The sequence below is a fragment of the Pseudomonas sp. DWP3-1-2 genome (assembly GCF_049896285.1).
GTDB lineage: Bacteria > Pseudomonadota > Gammaproteobacteria > Pseudomonadales > Pseudomonadaceae > Aquipseudomonas.
In genome coordinates this window covers 620,590-636,715 of record NZ_JAFCTZ010000001.1, presented here as the reverse complement: position 1 = coordinate 636,715, position 16,126 = coordinate 620,590, and the positions used below count along the sequence as shown (strand labels likewise).

At 53.6% G+C, this 16,126-nt stretch carries 16 protein-coding genes; 8 read left to right on the top strand and 8 right to left on the bottom strand.

Annotated elements, in window-relative coordinates; translation table 11 throughout:
* Positions 1 to 2 precede the first annotated feature (2 nt).
* The 5 genes from ACP7B0_RS03030 to ACP7B0_RS03010 form a co-directional block, all read right to left on the bottom strand.
* Positions 3 to 1,490, bottom strand: coding sequence for a hypothetical protein (locus ACP7B0_RS03030; RefSeq protein WP_426139441.1), 1,488 nt, complete (start codon positions 1,488 to 1,490; stop codon positions 3 to 5).
* A 64-nt stretch (positions 1,491 to 1,554) separates the two neighbouring features.
* Positions 1,555 to 1,785: a hypothetical protein gene (locus ACP7B0_RS03025; RefSeq protein ID WP_426139440.1), complete on the bottom strand. Its 231-nt coding sequence runs from the start codon at positions 1,783 to 1,785 to the stop codon at positions 1,555 to 1,557.
* A gap of 273 nt (positions 1,786 to 2,058) precedes the next feature.
* Entirely contained in the window at positions 2,059 to 2,205 is a 147-nt protein-coding gene (locus ACP7B0_RS03020) for a hypothetical protein (RefSeq protein WP_426139439.1), read from the bottom strand.
* A 574-nt stretch (positions 2,206 to 2,779) separates the two neighbouring features.
* Positions 2,780 to 3,010 carry a hypothetical protein gene (locus ACP7B0_RS03015; protein WP_426139438.1) on the bottom strand — a complete coding sequence of 77 codons (231 nt, stop codon included), beginning with the start codon at positions 3,008 to 3,010 and terminating at the stop codon, positions 2,780 to 2,782.
* Positions 3,007 to 4,137 (bottom strand): phage/plasmid replication domain-containing protein, encoded by a 1,131-nt coding sequence (locus ACP7B0_RS03010; protein ID WP_426139437.1) that lies wholly within the window; start codon positions 4,135 to 4,137, stop codon positions 3,007 to 3,009. Before ACP7B0_RS03010 ends, ACP7B0_RS03015 begins: the two co-directional genes overlap by 4 nt.
* A gap of 112 nt (positions 4,138 to 4,249) precedes the next feature.
* Between ACP7B0_RS03010 and ACP7B0_RS03005 the strand changes: the two genes are divergently transcribed.
* The 3 genes from ACP7B0_RS03005 to ACP7B0_RS02995 all read left to right on the top strand — a co-directional run bounded on the left by ACP7B0_RS03005 (position 4,250) and on the right by ACP7B0_RS02995 (position 5,891).
* Complete coding sequence (locus tag ACP7B0_RS03005) at positions 4,250 to 4,459, top strand: hypothetical protein (protein WP_426139436.1); 210 nt, start codon at positions 4,250 to 4,252, stop codon at positions 4,457 to 4,459.
* Positions 4,460 to 4,541: 82 nt separating this feature from the next.
* Entirely contained in the window at positions 4,542 to 4,706 is a 165-nt protein-coding gene (locus ACP7B0_RS03000; RefSeq protein ID WP_426139435.1) for a hypothetical protein, read from the top strand.
* Positions 4,707 to 5,294: 588 nt separating this feature from the next.
* On the top strand, positions 5,295 to 5,891 hold the full coding sequence (locus ACP7B0_RS02995) for a hypothetical protein (RefSeq protein ID WP_426139434.1): 597 nt from the start codon (positions 5,295 to 5,297) through the stop codon (positions 5,889 to 5,891).
* A gap of 231 nt (positions 5,892 to 6,122) precedes the next feature.
* Here ACP7B0_RS02995 and ACP7B0_RS02990 read toward each other — a convergent pair whose 3' ends face one another.
* Positions 6,123 to 6,998 (bottom strand): ABC transporter permease, encoded by an 876-nt coding sequence (locus tag ACP7B0_RS02990; protein ID WP_426139433.1) that lies wholly within the window; start codon positions 6,996 to 6,998, stop codon positions 6,123 to 6,125.
* A gap of 409 nt (positions 6,999 to 7,407) precedes the next feature.
* A complete protein-coding gene (locus ACP7B0_RS02985; protein WP_426139432.1) occupies positions 7,408 to 8,292 on the bottom strand; it encodes a LysR family transcriptional regulator in 885 nt (294 codons plus the stop codon).
* A 95-nt stretch (positions 8,293 to 8,387) separates the two neighbouring features.
* On the opposite strand from ACP7B0_RS02985, the gene ACP7B0_RS02980 reads away from it, so the two are divergent.
* From ACP7B0_RS02980 to ACP7B0_RS02960, 5 genes are all read left to right on the top strand, one after another.
* Positions 8,388 to 9,524, top strand: a complete 1,137-nt coding sequence (locus tag ACP7B0_RS02980) for a DSD1 family PLP-dependent enzyme (RefSeq protein WP_426139431.1) — start codon at positions 8,388 to 8,390, stop codon at positions 9,522 to 9,524.
* Complete coding sequence (locus tag ACP7B0_RS02975) at positions 9,514 to 9,933, top strand: RidA family protein (RefSeq protein ID WP_426139430.1); 420 nt, start codon at positions 9,514 to 9,516, stop codon at positions 9,931 to 9,933. Before ACP7B0_RS02980 ends, ACP7B0_RS02975 begins: the two co-directional genes overlap by 11 nt.
* A 19-nt stretch (positions 9,934 to 9,952) precedes the next feature.
* Positions 9,953 to 11,137 carry an NAD(P)/FAD-dependent oxidoreductase gene (locus tag ACP7B0_RS02970; protein ID WP_426139429.1) on the top strand — a complete coding sequence of 395 codons (1,185 nt, stop codon included), beginning with the start codon at positions 9,953 to 9,955 and terminating at the stop codon, positions 11,135 to 11,137.
* A 59-nt stretch (positions 11,138 to 11,196) separates the two neighbouring features.
* Positions 11,197 to 12,054 carry a GNAT family N-acetyltransferase gene (locus ACP7B0_RS02965; RefSeq protein WP_426139428.1) on the top strand — a complete coding sequence of 286 codons (858 nt, stop codon included), beginning with the start codon at positions 11,197 to 11,199 and terminating at the stop codon, positions 12,052 to 12,054.
* Between the two features lie 242 nt (positions 12,055 to 12,296).
* Entirely contained in the window at positions 12,297 to 13,784 is a 1,488-nt protein-coding gene (locus tag ACP7B0_RS02960; RefSeq protein WP_426139427.1) for an aldehyde dehydrogenase family protein, read from the top strand.
* Between the two features lie 110 nt (positions 13,785 to 13,894).
* Here ACP7B0_RS02960 and treS read toward each other — a convergent pair whose 3' ends face one another.
* Positions 13,895 to 15,961: a maltose alpha-D-glucosyltransferase gene (gene treS, locus ACP7B0_RS02955; RefSeq protein WP_426139426.1), complete on the bottom strand. Its 2,067-nt coding sequence runs from the start codon at positions 15,959 to 15,961 to the stop codon at positions 13,895 to 13,897.
* Between the last annotated feature and the right edge of the window lie 165 nt (positions 15,962 to 16,126).

The window sequence follows — 16,126 nt, the reverse complement described above, 5'->3', positions numbered from 1 at the left end:
AGTTATACAATCCCAGTGGCGATAATTTCAGCCGCACGACGCATGGCGAAGGCAACCATTAAATAACCCATGTAAGTCAAGAACGTGCAAAGACCATCAACATTAGGATCAAAAGAATGTCCAGAGCCATCGACCCATGTATAGGAGATAGTCTGAAGACGTGGGCAAGAAGAAGAAAACTTACTAGAAGTATCAATCATATTACTTAAATCGAATGTAGTATCAGCACTGGCCTTAATCGGCTGATAATCGCTGCCAGAAAATTCAGTTGTGAGTTTCGACTTTAGATCAGCGACTTTCTTATCAGTCACATCACGAAATTCTTTGTCTGCGCAACGAGAAGTTTGTTCTTGGCGAAGCACAGCACATTGAATGACATCGCCAGAGCAAGCTACAGTCGATTCACATTGCATATCACCAGAAACCTCACCTTTATCCTCTTCTTCACATTCTTCACCTTCACATTGTTCGTCGTCACCGTCGCCAGAGCCAGAATCACCAGAGCCAGAACCGGTGCCAGCATTTACAGTTCCACCGTTACACTCAGGACCAGAACAAGTAGAGGATGAAGGCTTTGTAGTTCCATTAGAGTTCGTGCCGCCAGTAACTACAGTAGTGGTCGTGCCAGTGGTGCAATTGCCGATGCCACTACAGGAAGTAGTCGTAGTGGTGGTGGTGGTTTTGGTGGTGGTTGAGCCATCAGAGTTTGAAGTAGAGCTTTGATTAATATCTGATACAGATTTGGTAGAGGTGGCCTTTGGCGAGTCAGTACAAACCCAGGCACCGTTAGCGGTTCCACATTTGGTTTGTCCGGGATTGGACTCTTCTTTGGTGGCAGTACAAGAAAAACCGCTGCCTGATGAAATTGCTTGGCAAGGACTTTCACTGGATTCTTTTTGTGGAACGGGATCAGTGCAAGCAGAACCCTCACACTCAGAAGCGTTTCCTTTACCGTCAGCCTCAAGCAGATCACCAGTGATCGTAGCAATGCCGGAGCAATTATAACCGCCGGAAATCGAAGTCAGACAAATTGCAAATCCACTGATAGAAGCAGCGCAACCGTTAATAGACACCGTAGTTGCAGGGGCATCGGAATTAGATTTCCAGTTGTATTTTGTTGACGCACCTTTGGCATCTTGGCATTTTTTATTAGGAGGATCGACAGGGTCTTCAGTGCCACTGCGCGAAAGACCAAATCCCCAAGTGCTTGTACTGCCAGTTTGAGTTTCGTTAATAACTCTACAATAACCAGAAGTCTCCAACATGCCCTCAAGCGTAGCGCTAACAACAGAAATGGCCGGTGGATAAATATTTGCAGCAGCAGTGCCTGTACATGCAGCTTGCGCAGAAGGATAGGAACCATTCCAAACATAAGCAGCGTATGACGAAGTAGAAATAAGACTAACGACCAGTACAAAGAGCGAAGAGACCAGCCGTAACCCAAAACCAAACAAAATCGTCAGGTGAGATATACATTTTAAGAACCTCATTTGATTATCTCCAGACAAAAAAAAGCCCGGAGAGAGAATTCCCACCGGGCAAAGCTTTTGTTAGTTACGTCCCTGCGCGCATTGCTTTTTTGGCAGCGCCGATCAAAGCGACAAGGCCAAACATTGCGCCAGTGACCAGACCAGCGGCCACAACACCACCAGCGATGTACGTCAAAGCTTCCGAGGTGTCGATTTCACCAGCGGCAAAGGAAGAGCCAGCAGACAACATGGCAACGGAGGCAAGAGCCACCTGAGCACGGCCAGACTTGGACAAAGCGAGCAACTTAGCTTTCATAAATCACCTATATGGAAGAACGAACAGTTTTACAAACCCAAATGAAAATGAAAAAGCCTAAAAGAGCCGTTCCAATCTCCACACGTTGGGCGTTGGTTAACAAAGGAGTCAAAGACTCCCTCATCTCCTGGACTGTGAAAGTCTGCAAATTACCTGAGCAAACGGTAGAACCATCTGCAAGGGTCTGCCAAACACCATCACAAGCCAGAAAATTCATAAAAACCTCAAACAGAAAAACAAAAGCCAGAGAGAAGCCGGAAAAATCAAAAGAAGTTAATAATCTTCCTCGTCTTCTTCATCATCACCGCCGAACAGATCATAAGTGGAGGGATCGCCTTCACAATCCTCACAAGCAAATCCGAATTCAGCACTCGAATCACCTTCATCAAACTCAATGCCACAAACTTCACAATCAACCATGACGAGAGACCTTAGGGTTTAACAGCGGTTGAAGCAGATGCAAGCGGGGGAAGATTGGTCCTGCGACCCTGACGAGGATCACACTGAAACTCGAGACGCCCATCGCGAACATCGGCAATTACATCGCACTCATAAGTTCCAGGCTGAGGAACCTCGGAGGCAAGAGCAGCGTAAAACATTGTTTTTTGAGGATACGGAATTTGAGGAAGATGAACGAAACCCTCGAACATGCAGTACGGATTACCAGATTTGGCAGTGCCAGAGCGGGTAATTCCGGTAAGTTCGATCAGAAGAGTCATCGTTTTAGACATGGTAAAAGCCCTTTATAATGTTGGAAGCTGGGTTGAACCCGGCTTACGATATGCCCAACTGGGCGGGATAAGATCAGAATTGCGGCGGAACGTGAGCTGATCACGCTTCAGCGTTTGGCGCTTAACTTGTTCAGTTGAAACAGCCTGTAAAAACAAACGCATAAGCGAATTAGCGAGAGCGCCACTGTCACAGTTGCCAGCGTCATAATTAGCAATTTGATTCTCCACGGACAATCGGAGGTTCTGATAATCGACACGACCCATTAGAAACCCATCCATTCAGCAACAGAGGGAGTACCAGTTTTTTCATAATCAAAAAACCAGATTTGATCGGGTTTAACGCCCTGCTCTTTTCGGCGCTCAATGACAGCAAGCGTGCTAGAAATTTGATCAGCAAGAACAGGATGCATAAAAGAACGCATGTGCTGCTGTTGCTTGAGACGAAGTTTCTGACCGGCAGTTAATTGTATGCCTTGGAAACTGACGGTCTTCATGCTGCCACCTGATGAAGATGATTAACGCGCTTATACCAAGTAGGAACAGCAAGGGTAGATTTGGTGACTTCACGGCACTGACGAACAAAAACAGGGGCAAAACGAGATGTATCACAAGCGTTACGAATGTTAATACCGATCTTATTTAGGCGGGCAGCATGAGTTTCAAAAGACCTGATAGAACCCTGATGTGCATGACCATGCATCCAAAGAATGGCATGTGAGGCAGTAGCATTTGCAGAAGTACGGTTATTGCAAATGCCTTCCTCGATAAGCTTGTCAGCAATTGTCATCATGTCCATAGCAGTCACCTTTAATTTTTCATCAATGCCCAAAAACTCATCGTGGAGTTCGTTAAAACGGCTTTCATTAAATAAACCCCAATAGCAAAGGGCTTCACGCTGCAAAAGCTCGCTCTTGAGCTCTTGTTCCATTCGTACAACACCTTGATCAAAGCAGTAATCGCGGACTTGCTTAACATATTTAAATTCAGGCGAGTCATCACCGAAAAGGCGTCTGATTTTCGGAAGACAGTTTTGATCCATCTCGAAAGCTTTGTCATAAGCTTTACGGTACTGGAGACGTCCGCCCTTACCATTACCCTTAGGAGTCCAAGTTACAGTGCGGCCATTAGGATAAAGAAAACCAATACTATGACCGATTCGCTGACTTGAAATGCCGCGCAAGTAAGAAACAACATTGCCAGAACCAACAGCAACATTGGTTGTAAGATCAATCCGCTCTATCTTGGCCCCATCCGCAATACGATCACCGGACTTTGCACCAGAGGAACCGGCGCGAAAATCAAGACGGGTACACCGGGTAAAAGCAGGAAGGCCGTATTCACGAAGAAGACTGTTGTACACAGACATGCACTGCTCAATTTTGGTATAGCCGAAAAGGTTGTCTTGCCGCCCTACCCGACTCGGATTGCCTTCAACACGGATTTTTCGGCCCTGAACTGAGATAGTCACAGAGGTGGAAAAGCTGGCTTCATGCTTGAAACGAGGCTGACGAGAGCTCAAAACCTCGTTTGTATTGGCGTCAATCGTGAGCGTGAACACGTCACACACGACGGGAAGGTCATGGTCGTGTTCCTGGGAAACGGTGAGCCAGTCGATAAACATGAGCTTCCTTACACATGCACACAAATAACATAGGAAGCAAATCTACACATGTGGAACTGTATACGTCAACACTTGTCGACGTGCACACATGTATTATCGAGAGGATTTTTTGATGAACGGTGATGGAATGGCCACAAACGTAAGGCTGACGGCGGGAGAGCAAGAAGCTATCCGCAAAAAAGCCATAGAATTCAACAAGATACTGATAAAACTAGGAAAGCAGCCCATGAGGGATAGCGAGTTAGTACATAAAATCCTAGAAAAATCAGTGCCTTACGCTCGACTTTCAGAAAGCGGTGACGTGATTATCGAATCGGAGTAAAGCGAAGGACCGCAGAGGTCTTCGGTAAAGTGGGGGTGTAACAGCACCCCCACCCGTTCAGCCGAAAAAAGCAGGAGGCGAAATGCATTGGATTTTATGGATTGGGATCAACTGGGCTGCAAACACAAGCATGGGCAGCTTCGAAAGCGAAGCTGCTTGCAACAAAGCGGCAGATAGCCTGATGGAGCTGCTAGGAGATCCGAAAAAGAACACAATCGCCGCTTGCGTGGCGGAGAAAAGCCGCTAAAAGATCGGACCTGCCGGGACCTGACCGGCGATATCGCTAGACGTCACGGGACCGCGTAGAGCCAGACACGGCCAAGGCTGGGAAAAGCAGAAGATCAGGGCGCGAAGTGTCACCGCGGGGCTTGCAAGGGCTTTGAACGCGACAGGAACCCTCGGGGATCAGAAGATCGTCGGGGGTTTTTTGTTGGACGGAAAATCGGCCGGCGTTGCCGGGTATCGGCGCGGATGTTGATTAGCCTGGCTGCGGATCTGCGAAGCGCCTAATGCCCTTCGGGCAGTCGAGGTATGACGAAAAATAGGCCACGCATAATGCACGTTATGGGTAAATCGGGCACCGGGGCTACGCAATTATCCCGATGCCCGATTCTGCCCTGGGGCAGCGAAGTACCATAACGTCCGTCGAATTATGCGTACCTGGCTGTGTGAGGCTGGGGGGCTCTGGTGGTCAGATTTGCGGCAGGCACTGCCTTCTGGCCTAGTCCAGCGGCCTTGATCGGAGCTTACAATTAAGATCTGGTTGCAAGGTTGGCAGTTCTGGCGACATCATCCTGGCGCGGATACTAGAAATATCATTTCACATGGAGTCAGAATGGAAGTCACATGGTGGGAGAAAACTGTTGAATATCGCTTCGTCTTCGAAGCCTTGAAGGCCAATAAGCTGGACTTTGCGGCACCGCTGTCAGGCATCGAAGAGCGTACTGTAGGCGACGGGATTTTTGGAAAGGCCTCGACATTCGTTCTGATTGAGTTCAAGCGCGATGCCGGCCAACTGAATACCGAAAAGACCATTTTCACGGATTACGAAAGTGCTAGAGAAGATCTCAAGTCACACAACCATCATGTAATGATATATGGCACGCCCCATGACACGCCTCAAAGCTTGCCTGTTTTTCGAGAAATGCGGTTGTCGGCCTGTCATTATTTCAACCATCAAACCCCCATCTCTCCATTGGACACCTTGAATAATGGCGTTCCGCTCAAGGATTTTATGAGCTATTTGGACAAACTCATGGCTTTTAAGAAAAAAGATAAACGCAGCAGTAGCCATGCCGGTTCTGGGCAAATATCGATGGTCCTTGGTGTGTCCGCCAAAGGAGCGATCGTACAAACCCAAACGCTCTATCAATTTGCCCCGCGTCTATTCCCTGCCCCAACCAATAAAATTACAAATACCTTCGGTCGCTAAGAGTTTACGGATTAACCTTAACTCAACTAAATGTCTATTTAGTTGAGTTATAACTTAATACGCTCTCTCAATGCTGTCCGCCCTCTCCCTCCTTGAGTTTAATTCGGCATCGAAAATACGATGCCAACTTCAGACCGTACGCAAATTTCTCGATCACTGTCTGCTATCGGCCGATTTTGTTTAAAAACGAGATACTCACACTGCTTGCCGCACCACTAAAGAATACCCCCATCAATGCCCCCCAGAACGCCGACTGCGTAGCGATGACAACTGGTCAATCAGCAGATTGACCCCGATGGTTAGCGTGCCAATGGCCAGTGCCGGAATCACGATAGCGGGCGCGCCTTGGTTAAGACCGCCGATGTTTTCCCGCACCAACGAACCTAAGTCAGCATCCGGGGGTTGGACACCGAGTCCGAGGAAGCTCATGCCACTGAGTAACAGCACGATGTAACCGAAACGCAAGCCTAGATCGGTCAAGACGGGATTGAGCATGTTTGGCAGGATTTCCATGCAGGCAATATACAGTCGGCGCTCGCCACGGGTGCGGGCCACCTGCACGTACTCCAGGGCTTCAATGTTCACCGCCATACTGCGGGCGACGCGAAAAGCGCCGGGGGTGTAACTCAGGACGGCGGTGCAGATCAGCAAGGTCACCGAGGAACCGAAAGCCGAAACCATGATCAGCGCTAGCATTTTGCTCGGGATCGAGATGAAGGCATCCATCAGGCGACTGATCACTTCATCCAGCCATTTGGGCGAAACCACCGACAGTAACGCGCAACCGGTGCCTAAACCACTGGCCAACACCGCTGCGACCAACGCGAGGCCCACGGTAAAACGCGCGCCGATCAGCACGCGGCTGAGCATGTCACGGCCCAGGTAATCGGTGCCGAACGGGTACAGGGCACTGATGCTGTCGAAGACATTGTCAGAAACCACTTCACCCACCGGGTGCGGCGCTAGCCATGGGCCGAAGATCGCCACCAGTAACCAGATAACGCACATCGCGGCGCCGACCAGCCCCAACCAGAAGGTGCCATGAGACAGCTTGCCAGCAGAAAGATTGAGGGGGGCTGCGGTCGGTTTCACAGTGATTTTGTTCATTGGTTTCTCACCCTCAGATTGGACGCCGATCGCGGTGCATACACGCCGGTGTATCTATTTATCAAGCGTCAAACCCAATCAGTTTGCTCATATAAGTTCGTATCAGGACGGTCTTGAGAGTTGGTCATAAGACGGCTAGCACCCTATTGGCTCGTTGAGGCGCTAGACGAAGAACCTGAAGCGAACCGGTCCTGATCATTGTTGAGGGTGTATGCCCATAAAGCATGGGGGCAATGCTGCCGCATGGGTTCATTACACCATTGCGAGCCCCTGCATATCGTTTAAAAATGCAGGTTTTTTGACACAAACTACCGTTTTCAAGGTCGCGCTCAGCAGAGTTTGCGGAGCGTTCCAGCATGGGAATCCTTCGCGGGATCAATGAGGTGATTCGTGATGCCTGTCGACCTGATCATGCTTTCAATGCATCTTCCAGAAATGCCACCAACGCCTGCACGCGCGGGCTGCGCAGTTTGCGTGAGGGCACCAACAGGTTGATCGGCGCGCTGTCGAATTGCCAATCCGCCAACACCCTTATCAGGCTGCCGTTGGCGATTGCGTCACTGACATCCCATTGCGAACGTAACACCAACCCCAGGCCTTGTTCGGCCCAGCGCCGGGCTACGCTTCCATCGTTGCTCAATAATGCAGGTTCGATGCGCAACGTTTTGCGCCCCTGCCCTTTGCGCATATGCCACAGCGTGACATCTTCATCGTTCTCCCGAATGCAAATACAGCGATGTTCGGCGAGTTGGTCCGGCGACGACGGCACACCGTGCTGGTCCAGATAGGCCTGACTGGCACATAACCATCGGTTGTTTTGTGTGAGTGGCCTGGCGATCCAAAGGCTGTCATTGAGGTGACCAATATGAATCACAGCATCGCTGTCATGACGATCAGGCCACGGTGTTTCACGCAAGTCCAGGTGCAGGCACAACTGTGGATGCAACCTGGCAAAACGAGCCAGCAGCGGCGCAATGCGCTGTCGCCCATAACCAAACGGCGCCGCCAGCCTAAGGGTACCCACTAGCCGCTCATCCTGTTGCTTGAAGGATTCCGGGAGCGCGTCCAGCTGTTCCAGCAACAGGGCACTTTCCCGGGAAAAGCGCTCGCCATCGGCCGTTAGACTCAGGCGCCGGGCGTCACGATTGGCCAGCGCGACACCCAGTAGCATCTCCAGCTTACGCAGACGCATGGACAGAGCCGGCGGCGAGACATTCAGGGCTCTGGCGGCAGCGCTTAAAGACTCGGAGCGCGCCAGCGTTACGGCCAGGCGCAGGTCTTCGACAGAGATCATTCAGTTTTACTTAATGATTGATGACGATCCATTGAACCACAACTTTATGACAGCTGAGTAGAGTCGACGCTGTACCCAGCTACCCGAGCCCTGTCATGTCAGCCACCCTTGCCTCCCTTGATACCCCCATTGCGATAATCGATATCCCGCGAATGCAGCGCAATATCCAGCGTATGCAGCAGCGCATGGAAACCTTGGGTGTGCGTTTGAGGCCACACATCAAAACCAGCAAATGCCTCCCTGTGATCAAGGCACAGATAACCGCTGGCGCAAGCAGTGTCACGGTTTCCACCCTGAAAGAAGCTGAGCATTGTTTCTCTGAAGGCATCAGCGATATTTTTTATGCCGTTGCAATAGCGCCTGGCAAATTGGCCCAGGCACTGACACTCAGGCGCAAGGGGTGCAAGCTGAGTGTGCTCACCGACAGTGTCATCGGGGCGCAGGCAATCGTCACCTTCGGACAGAAACACGACGAACGATTCGAGGTGTGGATCGAGATAGATTGCGACGGCCACCGCTCAGGTCTGACCGTTGAAGACCACGCACTCATAGACGTCGCACGTATCCTTGTTGACGGCGGCATGCGATTGCGAGGCGTGATGACCCACGCCGGGTCCAGTTACGAACTGGATAATCTTGAAGCGTTGCAGAATCTAGCCGAACAAGAACGCTTCCTCTGCGTCAGCGCCGCTGAAAGAGTTCGCGCCGCCGGGTTGGCGTGCCCGGAGGTCAGCATCGGCTCCACTCCCACAGCACTGTCGGTGCTAAGTCTGGAAGGCGTCACTGAAGTGCGCGCAGGCGTCTATGTCTTCTTCGATTTGGTGATGCACAACATCGGCGTCTGTCAGCCAGACGAGTTAGCACTGAGCGTGCTGACCACCGTCATAGGCCACCAGCAAGATAAAGGCTGGATCATCACCGATGCCGGTTGGATGGCCATGAGTCGTGATCGCGGCACGCAGCGCCAACGGCAGGACTATGGTTACGGACAGGTGTGTACCGAAGCCGGCGACTGGATCGAGGGCGCGCGGGTCACGGGCGCCAACCAGGAACACGGCATCATCACACTGGGAGCGACCGAGAGCGCCAACATCGTCGCTCGCTTCCCCATCGGCAGCCGTCTGCGCATTCTGCCCAACCATGCCTGTGCCACAGGCGCGCAATTTCCGGACTATCACGCCTGTGATGCCGAGGGCGTCGTGCACACCTGGAGTCGCTTACATGGCTGGTAATCAAGCAGGTTCAATAGACTTGATCCACACGGCTCATGCAGCAGCTCCGGGCGGACATTACTCCCAGGCGGTCATGCACGAGGGCGTTTTATATGTGTCCGGGCAACTGCCCGTACGCGCGAACGGCGACCACTGTGCCGACCAGCCGTTTGAGGTTCAAGCATCAATCGCCCTCGATAACCTCATGGCGATCCTCAGCGGCGCGGGCCGGGGCACGAGTGACCTCTTGAAGGTCACTGTCTATCTCGTAGGGATAGAACACTGGCCCGCTTTTGATCGGATTTATGCCCATTACCTGGGCGACCATCGACCGGCACGCGCCGTGGTGCCCGTTCCGGCCTTGCATCATGGTTGCTTGATCGAAATCGAAGCATTGGCCCGTGGTGAACAAAAGGAAACCTGCCGATGACCAACGTCGAGGAGCTCTCATGAAACCACAAAAAAGCGATGTCCTGATTATTGGCGGCGGCATCATGGGTTCGACGTCGGCGTTTTTCCTGAGCCAACGTGGACACTCGGTTACCCTGCTGGAGCGGGACCAGATCGGTCAATACGCCAGCGGCGTGAACTTCGGCAACGTGCGGCGCCAGGGGCGTTACCTCGGGCAGCTGGAACTGGCGAATCGTTCCTGGGCGTTATGGAAACGACTGCCGGAGCTGATCGACGACGACCTTGAGTTCATTGCCAGCGGCCATATGCGCGTCTGTTACCGCGAGGACGAGATCGCGGAACTGGAAGCCTACGCTGCGGCACCGGAGGCTCGTGAACTGGACTTGCAGATACTCACCGGCAAGGCCTTGCATGAACGCTTCCCGTTCCTCGGTCCGAAGGTCAAGGGCGGTTCCTACGCGCCTCACGATGGCCACGCCAACCCGCGTCTGGCGGCGCCGGCTTTTGCCCGGGCGGCCAGACGCCTCGGTGCGCGAATCGAAGAGCGCACTGAGGTCATCGAGGTCCAGAAGGCCCATGACGAATTCCACGTCACGACCGCCGAGGGCCAGTTGTTCGTGGCCCAACAGCTGTTGATCACCGCGGGCGCCTGGGCCGCCAGGCTGTCCGAGCAATTCGGCGAACCGGTACCGCTGGAACCCAATGGTCCGCAGATGTCGGTGACCGAGCCTGTGCCCTACGCCTTGCCGACGGTAATCGGCGTGTTTACCAAAATCAAGGAAGAGGTGATCTACTTCCGTCAGATTCCCCGGGGCAACATCATCATTGGCGGCGGCAACCGTTGCAAACCGGACATGCTCAACCGTCGTGCATACTTCAAGCCGGAAAGCCTGCTCAACCAGATGCGGCAAATGCGTGACCTGCTGCCGGGGGCCGAGAAGCTGAACATCATCCGGGTGTGGAGCGGCATCGAGAGCTACACGCCGGACTCACTGCCGGTCATAGGCCCTAGCGGTACCGTCGATGGGTTGTTCTATGCCTTCGGCTTCTGCGGCCACGGCTTCCAGCTTGGCCCGGGCGTTGGCGACGTGATGGCCGAACTGATCAGCACCGGCAGTACCAGAACCTCTATCAGTCCATTCGATATCCGTCGGTTTACTAATCCTTCCACGATTGCGATGCCGTTATCTACAGCCCTTTTCAGCACCGGCAAACTTATATGAGCCGCGCACCAAAAATCGCTGATCCCGCCACTCAAGATCGCCCTTTTCAAGGAGGTTCCATGCCTGCATCGTCAGATTCTGTCTATCGCTATCGCACTGTCACCGCGAAAGACATGCCCGCAGCACACGCCCTCTCCGTGCATCTGAAATGGCCTCACCGAGAAGAAGACTGGGCCATGGTGCAGCGCACGTCAGAAGGCTTTGTTGCGGAATATGACGGTCAGTTGGTCGGCGTGGCATTCGCCTGTCATCAAGGTGCTTATTCCTCCATCGGTCTGGTGATCGTGAGTGATGAGCACCAGGGAAAAGGGATTGGACGTCGACTGATGAACCTGTGCCTGGAAGCCTCCGCGCCACGCACGCCGATTCTGAATGCCACCGAGTCAGGCGCACCGCTGTATACAAGCATGGGATTCGTCGATTTCTCGCGAATCCAGCAGCATCAAGGCGTGCCACAGACACCTGTGCCAATGTCTTTGACCAACAACTCGCAGTGTTGCGAATTAGGCCCGGCCGATTACCCGAGGCTGATTGAGTTGGCCAATGCGGGTAGCGGTCTGGACCGCACGGCAGTGCTCAACGATTTGCTTCCGATGGCCGAATGCGTGGTCGGTATTGACGTGAATGGGGAGCTAAAAGGGACTGCCCTGCTCCGCCGTTTCGGCCGCGGCCATATCATTGGCCCGGTTGTCGCACAAAACCAGGAACAGGCCCGCCACATGATTACCTACCTCCTGCGTTTGATACCCGGTGCCTTCGTTCGTTTCGACATTCCGAGCGATTGCGGGTTGGCCGAGTGGCTGGAGGGTCTGGGGTTGCCATGCGTCGACAGAGCGCCGCGAATGGTATTGGGAGTACCCCCGCAATCACGCGACGGAATCAGACAGTTTGCCCTGGTTACTCAAGCTATCGGCTAGCGATCAATCCCGTCAAAACGGGTTTGATCGCTAGCACTACCCACGCAAGCGGCTCCAGTCACAGGGGTGCAAAGTTAACCTCGTAGATACGGCAGATTATCCCTTGCAGGCATGAATAACGGCATACTTTGACGGGGCCGCTTTGTTAGTTTAACGAGACGAAAGACTCAGGGATGTACGGCGACGCCTCCTCCCTACCCGGCTGCTCGCAGCACTTATTACTGCTCCAGGGAGCTCGTTGGATGACAACTCACTCTTCAAATAGCTACAGCATTGATCCGCAAGCCGCTCACAAGTTTTATATCAATGGTCAGTGGGTTTCCCCCGTAATTCCGGCCAGTTTATCGGTGGTTAATCCGGCTAATGAAGCCGTTGTTGCGCAGGTCGCGCTCGGGTCTGCCGAGGATGTTGATCGGGCAGTGGCTGCTGCACGTGCAGCGTTTGCGGGTTGGTCTACCTCTTCCGTAGCGTCCCGCGCGCGTGTCCTTGGCAAGATCTACGAACTCATTCTTGAAAGAAAAGAGGCGCTTGCGCAGGCCCTCTCTCTGGAAATGGGCGCTGCCATCAGCTTCTCCCGGACAATGCAAGTGCCTCTGGCGGCAGAACACGTTCGGGTCGCACGTGATCTCTTGTCGAGCTATCGCTTTCAAACCGTTGAAGACGGCACCGCCATCGAACGCGAACCCATAGGCGTCTGCGGTCTCATCACTCCGTGGAACTGGCCCCTTTATCAAATCACCGCGAAAGTTGCCCCGGCGATTGCTGCCGGGTGCACAGTGGTCTTGAAACCCAGCGAACTGTCGCCTCTGAGCGCCCTTCTTTTTGCCCAACTGGTACATGACGCAGGCCTGCCGCCCGGTGTCTTCAACCTGGTGAATGGAAATGGTTCCGAGGTCGGCGCAGCCATGGCGGCGCACCCCGATATCGATATGATTTCAATTACCGGATCAAACCGCGCGGGCGCTCTAGTCGCACAGGCCGCCGCCCCTACGGTAAAACGCGTTACACAAGAGCTGGGGGGCAAGTCGCCGAATCTTCTGCTGCCCGATGCCGACTTCGGCAAAGCCGTTCCGCTGGGCGTGATGTCTGCTTTTCGCAACGTCGGACAATCGTGCAGCGCCCCGACCCGAATGATCGTTCCAAAGAGCAGGTTGGCCGAGGTCGAATCTCTGGCGGCAGCCACCGCCAATGCAATCATTGTCGGTGACCCGACTTCGGAAGACACCGTATTGGGCCCCATTGCCAACGCGGCTCAGTTCAACCGCGTGCAAGCAATGATCGAGGTCGGCCTCGCTGAAGGCGCAAAACTCGTTTGCGGCGGACCAGGACGTGTGCAGGGTTTTGAAAAAGGGTTCTATACCCGGCCAACCGTTTTCTCCGAAGTGGACTCCGCCATGCGGATTGCCCAGGAGGAGATTTTTGGCCCGGTGTTATGCATTATTCCGTATGAGACGCTGGATGAGGCGATCGCTATCGCAAACGACACGGTATATGGTCTGGGCGCCCATGTTCAGGCTCAGGATCTTGATCTTGCACGTGCCGTTGCTTCTCGTATTCGTGCGGGACAAGTTCACCTGAATTACCCCGCCTGGAATCCCATGGCTCCGTTCGGTGGCTACAAGCGCTCGGGAAATGGTCGTGAGTACGGTGTATTCGGTTTCGAAGAGTACCTGGAAACCAAAGCAATCATTGGTTTGGGGGCATTGTCAGAGCCGCCTTCGCGGACGTAAAGGCGATTGGATCATAACCAGACTCAATACAACTCAGGCGGGTCCTGTCATTAATCCGGGAAAAGCACTCGCGACCTCAGTCATTACCGAGGCCGCGAATTAACCAGCTTTTAAAGCATAGGCAACGCACTTACCACGCGTAACGCCAGACCTTCATAAGGGTCCAGTGTGATGGTGAATTCACCTTGTTCGGTCAGGTCGCCTTCTACCCGTTCGTTGATGATATCCACCACGGGCCCTGGCGCGACATCGGCGAGGTGCAATGTTTCAACCACGGGTTCAGAGCTGAAGTTCAGGGCCGTGATTTGTGTACCCTTCCCTGCTGGCAACTCGTGAACCATGATCAACAGGCCTGGATGCAGCACATCCGGAATCAGTATCTGTTTACTCGCTGCAATGTCGTAGGCCCGACGTACCGCCAGTATTTTCTTGAGCTGTGACGCAAAAGAGTCCGGACGCTTAAGCTGGTCGATCAAACTGCCATAGAGCGTCTTTGGACGTGGCATGTTCCCGGCGGAAAACTCCGCTTCAGGGTCCAGGTCGACCAGGTCGTAGGCACCGCGATGAATCCAGCGGGTATCGCCGTCCTGCATCAGGTGTTGAACCTGTTCGGCCGGCAATGTGAGTGCCCCCACCAGGTCCCAGCCTGATAAAGCAAAAACGCCGGGCTGCATGGCGTTGAACATCACCAGCAACAAGTGAATGTGCTGGATCTTCTGGATGTCCGCATCGGTGATCGCTTCAAGGTCACGAATGCCCAGTGCGGCGGTGATGATGCTCGCTGTGGTGCAAGCCACACCGTTAGTGACGAACTTCAGATTGTAAGGCGCGTGCTCGCCCGTCAGACGTTCGTACATCTCTTCGCGAATATGTTCACGCAGGATGTTGCCGGGAAAGGTCTGACCTTGATAGTGATACGTGTCATGGGCGTGCAACGTCCAGAAATGCACCAGTTCCAGGGTCAATTCATCATGGTTTTGCAGCGCATGAATCAGCGAAGCCGGGTCGATCCCGAACGCATGGACTTGACGCAGCATCAGCCGCAGAAACTCGGTATTCCCGGTCAACAGAGCGTGCTGATACGCCGGGCGCGTGATGAAGTCGTAGGACAGGTCCGCACCGCCGTGGGACATGGAGGCAATATCGTCCAGGGTCAGGTTCAACTCCTGAAAGCTGAAACCCCCTGCCTTGCGAATTGCGCCGCCCAACAGCTGATTGCCGGTGATGGATAGCGGATGACTCTCCGACCAGGCGTTACCCTCTGCCTTGCGCTCTACCCCAAGGAAACCGTTGGCATCCAGGCGTAGTACCCGTGCGCCCATGACATCAATGGCGTGCAAGGCATCACCAATGATCATCTGCTGCGCGGCGAAGCTCGGGTCAAGCCAGTTCAATGAAGGCTGGCCATCCTTGAAATAGTGCAGATACACCCACCGGCGTGCCTTGCCGTCTACGCCCTGGACAATGGCGGTAGCGCTCCAGTCAGTTTCCTTTACGCCAGGCTCAAAAAAGATCACCCGCTGCAACTGTCCAACGATGTAGTGCTTTTCCTTCAGCAGATCGACCACTTCGGGGAGCAGGTTGACTGCATCGCGCCCCTCTGGAATATCTGGCAAAAGATGCCAGTCTTCCTCACGAATCTCCACCATATGGTAAAGACCGGGGTAATCCTCGTAGGCCATTTCCGCGAGACGAAAGTCTGCACCCTTGCCGGTGTGGGAAGGAATCACGTCATCAATCATCACCGCGTTATGCGCGGCAGCGATGCGGCTCAGGCTCAGCAGTTGCGCTTCGGTGCCCAGATCCGGGTCGATGCCAAAGCTGATACGGTCGAAATTGCCGTCGATGCTGGGCGTGCGCTGTCGCCCTTGCAGGCCGCCCGAGGTTTTCAAAGGCCCGTTGTGAATACCCTGAATACCGATCTCGGACAGCGCGTGCCACAAGGCTTCATCACCCAGGGCTTCCAGGACCGAACCGCCTTCGCGTGTGACGATAGACGCCGGATAGGCCGTGAACCATACAGAGGCGATGGCTGAAGCATCGCGCGGTCGGGCCTCGGCGAAGGGGCGCTGCCATAGCCTGCCCTGCCCCGAATACAATTTTGCCCGTTGTTTAGCCGCGTTCAGCATCGATTGCTCTACCAGCCAATCCACGTATTGCTTGTCCGGTGTCGTCATAAATTCCAATCATCCGCTTCTAGTGAGCCGAGCCGAAACGATTCGGATTGATGTGAGCTGTTCCGATTCTGCTTCAAAATACCTATTGCTATGAGCCTCGTCAGAGCCAAACGTTGCATTTTAGTTTTCAGCGAGCTGCCCGTGCTGATTGCCGTGGACGTCTCT

Bases quoted from the DNA above. Each gene is read 5' to 3' on its own strand.
- ACP7B0_RS02980 (WP_426139431.1), top strand. From the start codon at position 8,388: ATGTCAGCCACCCTTGCCTCCCTTGATACCCCCATTGCGATAATCGAT.
- ACP7B0_RS02985 (WP_426139432.1), bottom strand. From the start codon at position 8,292: ATGATCTCTGTCGAAGACCTGCGCCTGGCCGTAACGCTGGCGCGCTCC.
- ACP7B0_RS02975 (WP_426139430.1), top strand. From the start codon at position 9,514: ATGGCTGGTAATCAAGCAGGTTCAATAGACTTGATCCACACGGCTCAT.
- ACP7B0_RS03020 (WP_426139439.1), bottom strand. From the start codon at position 2,205: ATGGTTGATTGTGAAGTTTGTGGCATTGAGTTTGATGAAGGTGATTCG.
- ACP7B0_RS02970 (WP_426139429.1), top strand. From the start codon at position 9,953: ATGAAACCACAAAAAAGCGATGTCCTGATTATTGGCGGCGGCATCATG.
- treS (WP_426139426.1), bottom strand. From the start codon at position 15,961: ATGACGACACCGGACAAGCAATACGTGGATTGGCTGGTAGAGCAATCG.
- ACP7B0_RS03025 (WP_426139440.1), bottom strand. From the start codon at position 1,785: ATGAAAGCTAAGTTGCTCGCTTTGTCCAAGTCTGGCCGTGCTCAGGTG.
- ACP7B0_RS02965 (WP_426139428.1), top strand. From the start codon at position 11,197: ATGCCTGCATCGTCAGATTCTGTCTATCGCTATCGCACTGTCACCGCG.
- ACP7B0_RS03010 (WP_426139437.1), bottom strand. From the start codon at position 4,137: ATGTTTATCGACTGGCTCACCGTTTCCCAGGAACACGACCATGACCTT.
- ACP7B0_RS03000 (WP_426139435.1), top strand. From the start codon at position 4,542: ATGCATTGGATTTTATGGATTGGGATCAACTGGGCTGCAAACACAAGC.
- ACP7B0_RS02960 (WP_426139427.1), top strand. From the start codon at position 12,297: ATGACAACTCACTCTTCAAATAGCTACAGCATTGATCCGCAAGCCGCT.
- ACP7B0_RS02995 (WP_426139434.1), top strand. From the start codon at position 5,295: ATGGAAGTCACATGGTGGGAGAAAACTGTTGAATATCGCTTCGTCTTC.
- ACP7B0_RS03030 (WP_426139441.1), bottom strand. From the start codon at position 1,490: ATGAGGTTCTTAAAATGTATATCTCACCTGACGATTTTGTTTGGTTTT.
- ACP7B0_RS02990 (WP_426139433.1), bottom strand. From the start codon at position 6,998: ATGAACAAAATCACTGTGAAACCGACCGCAGCCCCCCTCAATCTTTCT.
- ACP7B0_RS03005 (WP_426139436.1), top strand. From the start codon at position 4,250: ATGAACGGTGATGGAATGGCCACAAACGTAAGGCTGACGGCGGGAGAG.
- ACP7B0_RS03015 (WP_426139438.1), bottom strand. From the start codon at position 3,010: ATGAAGACCGTCAGTTTCCAAGGCATACAATTAACTGCCGGTCAGAAA.